General features: G+C 55.8%; 6 protein-coding genes. 4 read left to right on the top strand and 2 right to left on the bottom strand.

Annotated features, from left to right (window positions below):
* From THISIDRAFT_RS12070 to THISIDRAFT_RS12055, 4 genes are all read left to right on the top strand, one after another.
* The coding region (locus THISIDRAFT_RS12070) for an IS607 family transposase (RefSeq protein WP_221914012.1) at nt 1–460 on the top strand (460 nt) is incomplete at its 5' end.
* Complete coding sequence (locus THISIDRAFT_RS12065; protein ID WP_221914011.1) at nt 438–1,601, top strand: RNA-guided endonuclease InsQ/TnpB family protein; 1,164 nt, start codon at nt 438–440, stop codon at nt 1,599–1,601. The genes THISIDRAFT_RS12070 and THISIDRAFT_RS12065, both read left to right, overlap by 23 nt.
* A gap of 140 nt (nt 1,602–1,741) precedes the next feature.
* A complete protein-coding gene (locus tag THISIDRAFT_RS12060; protein WP_006788099.1) occupies nt 1,742–2,458 on the top strand; it encodes a DUF4870 family protein in 717 nt (238 codons plus the stop codon).
* On the top strand, nt 2,455–3,321 hold the full coding sequence (locus tag THISIDRAFT_RS12055; RefSeq protein WP_006788098.1) for a YicC/YloC family endoribonuclease: 867 nt from the start codon (nt 2,455–2,457) through the stop codon (nt 3,319–3,321). Before THISIDRAFT_RS12060 ends, THISIDRAFT_RS12055 begins: the two co-directional genes overlap by 4 nt.
* A gap of 429 nt (nt 3,322–3,750) precedes the next feature.
* On the opposite strand, the gene THISIDRAFT_RS12050 is transcribed toward THISIDRAFT_RS12055, so the two are convergent.
* Both THISIDRAFT_RS12050 and THISIDRAFT_RS12045 read right to left on the bottom strand, forming a co-directional pair.
* Complete coding sequence (locus tag THISIDRAFT_RS12050) at nt 3,751–5,553, bottom strand: coiled-coil domain-containing protein (RefSeq protein ID WP_006788097.1); 1,803 nt, start codon at nt 5,551–5,553, stop codon at nt 3,751–3,753.
* 14 nt (nt 5,554–5,567) lie between these two features.
* On the bottom strand, nt 5,568–6,968 hold the full coding sequence (locus tag THISIDRAFT_RS12045; protein WP_221914010.1) for an RNA-guided endonuclease TnpB family protein: 1,401 nt from the start codon (nt 6,966–6,968) through the stop codon (nt 5,568–5,570).
* Nucleotides 6,969–7,003: the final 35 nt, after the last annotated feature.

The following is a 7,003-nucleotide window of genomic DNA, read 5'->3' as shown; positions in this document are numbered from 1 at the left end:
ATCCAGTCATGACCAGAAAGCCGACCTCGACCGCCAGCAAGAAATGTTAGAAACGTACTGCGCGGCTAAGGGATGGCGGGCAGAGGTCATCCGTGACCTTGGATCGGGCATGAATGACCGCAAGAAAGGACTGCAACGCCTATTAGAAATGATCTTGCGGCGGCAAATGCGGCGGCTGGTCATTACCCACAAGGATCGGCTGTTACGCTTCGGTTCAGAGCTTGTCTTTGCCTTGTGTGAGATGCAAGGCATTGAGATTGTCATCATCCATAAAGGCGAACAACCCTCGTTTGAGGAAGATTTGGCACAGGATGTTTTAGAAATCATTACGGTCTTTTCCGCGCGCCTCTATGGCAGTCGCTCCAAGAAACACCGCAAGTTGCTGCAAGACCTGCAAGCCTCGGCAGACGTGATCGCAGAAGACCTCGGACTCCATAATGCTCATCGCAAACAAGATTGAACTGCGCCCAACCCCTGAGCAAGCCGATTATCTCAATCGGGCCTGTGGATCGCGTCGGCACTGCGACAACCAACTGCTGCATTATTTCAGTCAGGACGGCGTAAAATGGTCAAAAGCCGCAGCGTATCCGTATTATATCCAGGTATTGCGCGTTCAATTTTCGTGGTATGCGGAAGTGTCCAGCCGGGTAACGCGCAACGCGATTGATGATCTTGACAACGCATTCAAGCATTTCTTTCGGCGCGTGAAAGCCAAGGCCAACAAGCCAGGCTATCCCCGCTTCAAGAAAAAAGACCTCCATGACTCCTTTGCCCTGCGCGAGTCAGGCAAGTGCGACGTAGACGGGCGCACACTGCGCATTGAAAAGCTCAAGACCCGCATCAAGATGCGCCAAGGTTTACGCTTTACCGGGCAGACCAAACAGGTCACGATCAGCAAGCGGGCAGGCCGGTTCTATGCTTCTATTCTGGTAGACACTGACGAATACAACCCACACGCCCCCGAACACGCTTCAGTCGGTGTTGATCTGGGTATCAAGGATTTAGCGACATTAAGCACCGGCGAAGTCATCCCCGCCAATCAGCGCCTTAAGAAACACCTCAAATATTTAAAGCGGCGGCAACGGAACCTGTCGCGCAAAGTGAAGGGTAGTCGTCGGAGCGCGAAAGCCAAGCTCTCCGTTGCACGACTGCACCAGCGGATCAGCCATCAACGTAAGGCCGTTTTACATGAGCTTTCCGATAAGCTGACCCGCACCTATCAGGTCATTACCCTGGAAGACCTGAATGTCTCCGGGATGATCAAAAACCATTGTCTTGCCCGCGCTATTGCCGATGCTGGCTTTGGCGAATTGCGGCGACAAATTGAATACAAAGCGGCGTGGCGCGGCGTGACCGTGATCTTTGCGAATCGGTTCTATCCGTCTTCAAAGACCTGTCACGCCTGCGGGAAAATCCATGACATGCCACTGAATCAGCGCACAATGGCGTGTGACTGTGGGCATGTAATGGATCGTGATCTCAATGCCGCAAAAAATTTAGACCGTTATGGTCTGGATCGTCTGGACGCGCTCAGGCCGGACGTTAAACGCACGCAAGAGTCAGGTAAGACGGGTTCGCCCGCGCGGGTGCTGACGGCGTGAACATGCCAAAGATTGTCACAGATTTTCGTGATTATCTGATGTGTTTATGAGCGGCATAATAGCGCCACTTTATCCACCGATGAACGCAACACGAAGCGGCGCCCTCATGCAGTGCGCCGACGATGAGGAGCTGTCAAATCATGAGCTATGGTTTAAAAAAAGGCTTTTTTTGGTTTTTGTATACCACCCTGGCCTGGTTATTTCTGGCCGTGGTGATTGTCCTGTTTGGACTGGGGACCGACAACCCCGAGCAACAGCGCAATGAGGCTATTGTCATTTTTATCCTGGGGGTGATGTTTAGCAGCATCCCCGCTTTTTTATTGGGGCTGGTCACCGGCAATCGTGAAATGGCCGCCAAACAGCCAAAGCCTGCACCCACACCTTCAGCACCTCAAACCCCCGTTGCGCTATCACCGCAACCTGATGTGTCTGAGCCTGCGGCGTCTGCGATGGCCAAAGACTCATCGGTGCCGTTGCCTAAAACTCCCAGCCTCAAGGATACCCCCGAACAGCTGGAACAACTGCGCAAACTCAATCACGCCATCTATGCGCTGTATGCGGCCAGCTTTTTGTTTTTCTTCACCGCCCTGATCGGCGTGATGCTGGCCTATACCAAACAAGCCCAGACCCAGACGCCGTGGGTTTTAGGGCATTTCCGCTGGCAGATTCGCACCTTCTGGTTTGGCATGTCGTGGATGTTTATCAGCGCCCTGCTAACCCCCTTTTATGGCCTTGGCGTACCTTTACTGGCGCTGGCCGTGATCTGGTATATCTACCGCATTGTCAAAGGCTGGATGACCCTGGCTGATAAACAATCCCCCTATGGTCTTACACATCCTACAGGACGACCACGATGACCCACAGCATGACGGGCTACGCCCGCTGCGAATCCAGCGGCACTTACGGCACTCTCAGCTGGGAGCTTAAAAGCCTCAATCACCGCTTTTTAGACCTCAGTCTGCGCCTGCCCGAGGCCTTGCGCTGCCTGGAAGGGTCGGTGCGCGAATCCCTGCAGGCCACGCTAAGCCGTGGCAAAATTGAGGCCACACTGCGCTATCGCCCCAACAGCGCACAAAGCGTCCAGCTTGAGATCAATAAAGGTCTTGCGCAAGGGCTGATTGCGGCCTGCCGCGAGGCGGAAGGAATGCTCAGCAACTCCGCCCGGATTACCCCGCTGGATTTTCTCGCCTGGCCTGGACTGGTCAGCACCAGTGACACCCTCCCCGAGGCCGCTTCACAGGCCGCATTGCAACTGCTGCATGACAGCCTGCAGGCCCTGAATGCCAATCGCGCCGACGAAGGTCGCCGCCTTGCCAGCCTGGTGCTGGAACGCTGCGAATCCTTAAGCCACTGGGTTGGCGTGGTGCGCCAGCGCAGACCCGTGGTGCTGGAAGCCCTGCGCACCCGCCTGCAACAGCGCATTGCCGAACTCACGCTCAGCCTTGATGCCACCCGCTTGGAACAAGAAATCGCCCTGCAGGCCCAACGCCTGGATGTCGCCGAAGAGCTTGACCGCCTCGATGCCCACATCCTCGAAATGCGCAAGGTCTTTGCGCGCACAGAGGCCATCGGCCGCCGCCTGGACTTCCTTACCCAGGAAATGCACCGCGAAGCCAACACCCTCAGCGCCAAAGCCAATGACCTCGAAACCACCCAGGCCACGGTGGAAATGAAAGTACTTATCGAGCAAATCCGCGAACAGATTCAAAATATCGAATAATGACCAGATTTATGGCATGGCCGGGCGGTGCCGCCTTGAAACCCGCACGCAGTCCGGTAGTGTGCGCGGCATCGGAGCAAAAAACAGTTCTTGATTTTTTCTTCATTGTTTATCAGAATTTTCGCTTGTAGATAGGTTATCTACAAGCGCGAAGGTTTCGCGTTCCATGGTCGGGGTCGAAGTCGAATCGCAAAGTTGTTCTCTGTTCAGGATGAACGCCGAGGCAATTTTTACGGCGTAAGCTGGGTTTCGACGGCTGAAACCGCCCATGTTGCCGGTGTTGACCGGCCATTCGGTTGGGACTGCTCAACCAGGACTCCAGTTGCTCGCCCGCAAGGGTGTTATCAACGGAGAGCGAAGTGCCTAAAAATCGCATAAGCAACTTTGTTTAGGTTTTTAGGAGCAGGGGATAGCGCGCACACCACAAAGTTAGCGGTCGTTTGTTGAGGGGAGACGCTGGTGCAGCCGCTCGAAGCCTTCACCTTGATGGACGGTGATCTGCTTGAAGGGAATGATCCAGCCTTGCTCATTGCAGGTGCGAACACAGGCGCTTTGAATGATGCGCTCGACCTTGAAGTTTTGCCCGGCAGACGCGCCATTGACCGTGACCACGATCAGGTAATTGAGCGAGGATTCGCCGGCATCTTTAAATTCCACCAGCAGGTCTTCCACATGCTCGGCCACCACGGATTCGGCCAGCTCTTTTTGCACCGCAGCTTTGAATACCTCAGGCACTACGTCCAGGGCAATGTCTTGATGTTGGTAGTCGATGCCAAAGATGCCGATTACCACAAAGCTGCCGCGTGACATATTGCGCGGACGCAGCGCGAGAAAGTCTGCGGTGGCGTAATACACGGCGTTATTGCGCACCTTGAGCTGGACGATTTCCGGGGTTTGGCGCTCCACTAAGGCAAAGGTGCCATCGGGAAGCATGATGAATTCACCGGGACGGGTGGGAAACCACGGTTCATCGTGCGGCACCGGACGCGACACCAATTGCGACAGCTCGGATAGCGGCAGACGGATCACCCCGTTATCCAGCTCCGGATTAACCAGCCGGGCATAAAAGCCGATGCTGTTGATCTGCCAGGGAATGCCGCGATAGATCACGCGCTCGCTTTCACGCACCTGCCCGGCATTGAGAAACAGCTTGGCCTCGTTAAGATAGCGCGGCAGATAGTTTCTAAAGCTGAGCAGCAGGGCAATGACCACCAGCAGGGCCAAGGAAAACAGCACCAGATCGCCGGCGGCATACAGCACCATCAAAAACACCAGCACGGCCAGCAAGCCGGTAAACAGCCTGTAGCCCAAAATAAACAGACGCACCTTGATGCTGCGGCGGACCTTGTGTTTGCGCGCCCGGTAGCGCAGCCATTGATTCATGCCGCCTTGCAGCAGCACAATCAAGGCCAGAAAGCTAAATACCGCCAGTAGCAGGGTCATGCCGCGTCCGACAAAGAACTCGCTGGCGCCGTACCACGCCTGTTGATACCAGGTATGTTCCTGCGCCAACAAGTTATCCAACTGCAACTGCGTCATATTGCGCTGGCGCTGCAATTCGCTTAAGCGTTCGCTCCAGTTTTGTTCAAGGTCTTTGAGGCGTGTGCGGGTGGCGGCAGATAAATCCTCAACATTGACCGCCGCCAGATTGGCCAGGGCTTGCTCGGTGGCATACAGGCGCTGATTGATCAAGGCCCGTTCACTGCGCAGCCGCTCGATGGTGCGCGGACGCTCGGTGAGCTGGCGCATCTCGCTAAACAGTGGGCGCAGAATGGTCAGCAATTCCTCTTGCCAGTTGAACTCCTGTTGAGCCGAGCGGGCATCGTCAAATAACGACAAATCCAGCCCACTGAGCGCGATGCTTTCAAAGCTGGCGCGCAGAGTGCGGCGCTGAGCCTCGACCTGCAATAACAACTGCTGCACCTCTTCACGTTCTTCCTCGGGCAGATTGCGTGCGCTTCCCTGGCGGCGTAATTGATCAGCACGGGTACGCAGCTCATCCAGCGAGCGTTGCATCTCGTCAAGCTGTAGGCGGGTTTCAGACAGGCGCGCCTCGCGCTCAGACAATACCGGGGTTTCTTCGGCAAGCGGAAGCTCGTCAAGCACTGCCTCGTCGGCGGCTTGTGCCAGTGCTGCTGCATGCCATAAAAAAATCAGCCCGAGAAGTAATAGCAGCCTTGCGGCCAGATGGCCGCGCAGTCGCTGTTGCTGTAAAGGAAGGGATAAAGACACAGAACAATCTGCTCCTAAAAACCTGAACAAAGTTGCTCAGGATGGTTTTTCGGTAATTCGCTCTCCGTTGATAGCGCCCCGAAGGGCGAGCAACTGGAGTCCGGGTTGAGCAGTCCCAACCGGAGGCGCTCAGTCCGTTCCAGCAAGATCGCCTTGACCCGCTTGAACGGGGTGAACCGCTCAATGTCCGGGTCATACAATCTCGCCAGCACGTTTCGCGCAGCGTTCTGGTCTGCCTGCAACACAACCCCGTCGGAACAGTAAAATTGATCCCCTTGCCGTTTGCCATCTAGGCAGCCGGTTCGGGAATCCATTTGCGATGTGTAAGCAGGATTGACCAGAACGACCGTCGAACCTCGACGGCTTGAAACACTGTCAAGTGCTTCGGCAATCACACCTTTCGTCCAGCTTGCCAGTCGACGATTGACATTCTTGCCGAAGGACTTGCCCGCCATGGGGGCGGTTAAATCTTCCGCCGCAATCACGGCGGCTTTATCGACCACCTTATGAACAGATTGAAAGACGATGTCGCGGATGTGCGCGTGGGTCTGATCCATTTGCCTGTTCAGCTTTTTGCGTCCTAGGTTGAACTGGCGAATGTGTTGACGCTTGCGCGGGTTGCGGGTGTTGTTGGCGAGTGCCCGCAGCTTGGCGCGACGCTGGTATTTGATCTTGAGTTTGTCGGAGGTGTCGGTGAGGATCGCGCCTAGTTCCTGGCCATGATGGTCGCCATCCGAGTCCACCAGGACTTCGGAGTAGCCTTTATCGACGCCGAGGGTGCGCGTGCCGCAGTTCTGTTTGGCTTCGACTTCAATGGTGTAATGCACTTCGATGCGGTCATCGTCGGTCAGAATGATCCGCAATGTGCCCGTGGGTGCGACATGGGTATCGAGCGGAATGGCGATGCGCTGGCCTTTGACCAGGCCGGGAATCTTGATCCAGACGCGCCCGCCAAGATGAAAGGTGGTGTAGTTGTCGGAACGAACGATGATTTGGTTGTGCGTGTGATTGTGACCATGCTTCCAGTGCTTGCGCATCATTCGGCGCAGATAAGGATCGTGTACCCAGTCGTTGCCTTTGAGCGCGGTGAAAAGCCGTTTTTGCTCGGTCTTGTCTTGGGTATGCCGCCAAATGCACTGCCGCACCTTGACCTTGGCAGCTTCCATGTAAGCCGTGATGTCGCCCTTGGCATCGCGCAAAGTTTCTTTCCAAGCGTTGGCTGAGACGGAAAAGACGCGCTTGTCTTTCAGCCATTGGTCGCGGATTTGGCGATCCGAGCGGGTGACGCCGCCAATTGAGCCAAACCGCTGCCAGACCTCGGAGCGCACCTGCCCGAGCCGCCCCGCTTGGTCGCGCAACGCCCCGACTTTGCCCTGGTTCGGGCGCTTGGCGCACAAAATCCGCGTGACTTTCATTCGCACAAATCCTTGGGCTGGCGAACGGGCATCTC

Origin of the sequence: Thiorhodospira sibirica ATCC 700588, from assembly GCF_000227725.2 — a bacterium.
Taxonomy (GTDB): domain Bacteria; phylum Pseudomonadota; class Gammaproteobacteria; order Ectothiorhodospirales; family Ectothiorhodospiraceae; genus Thiorhodospira; species Thiorhodospira sibirica.
Note: the sequence above shows the minus strand (reverse complement) of the source record. Positions and strands in the feature narration are given on the sequence as shown.

Coding starts and splice junctions, on each gene's coding strand:
- THISIDRAFT_RS12065 (WP_221914011.1), top strand. CDS start 438: ATGCTCATCGCAAACAAGATTGAACTGCGCCCAACCCCTGAGCAAGCC.
- THISIDRAFT_RS12060 (WP_006788099.1), top strand. CDS start 1,742: ATGAGCTATGGTTTAAAAAAAGGCTTTTTTTGGTTTTTGTATACCACC.
- THISIDRAFT_RS12055 (WP_006788098.1), top strand. CDS start 2,455: ATGACCCACAGCATGACGGGCTACGCCCGCTGCGAATCCAGCGGCACT.
- THISIDRAFT_RS12045 (WP_221914010.1), bottom strand. CDS start 6,968: ATGAAAGTCACGCGGATTTTGTGCGCCAAGCGCCCGAACCAGGGCAAA.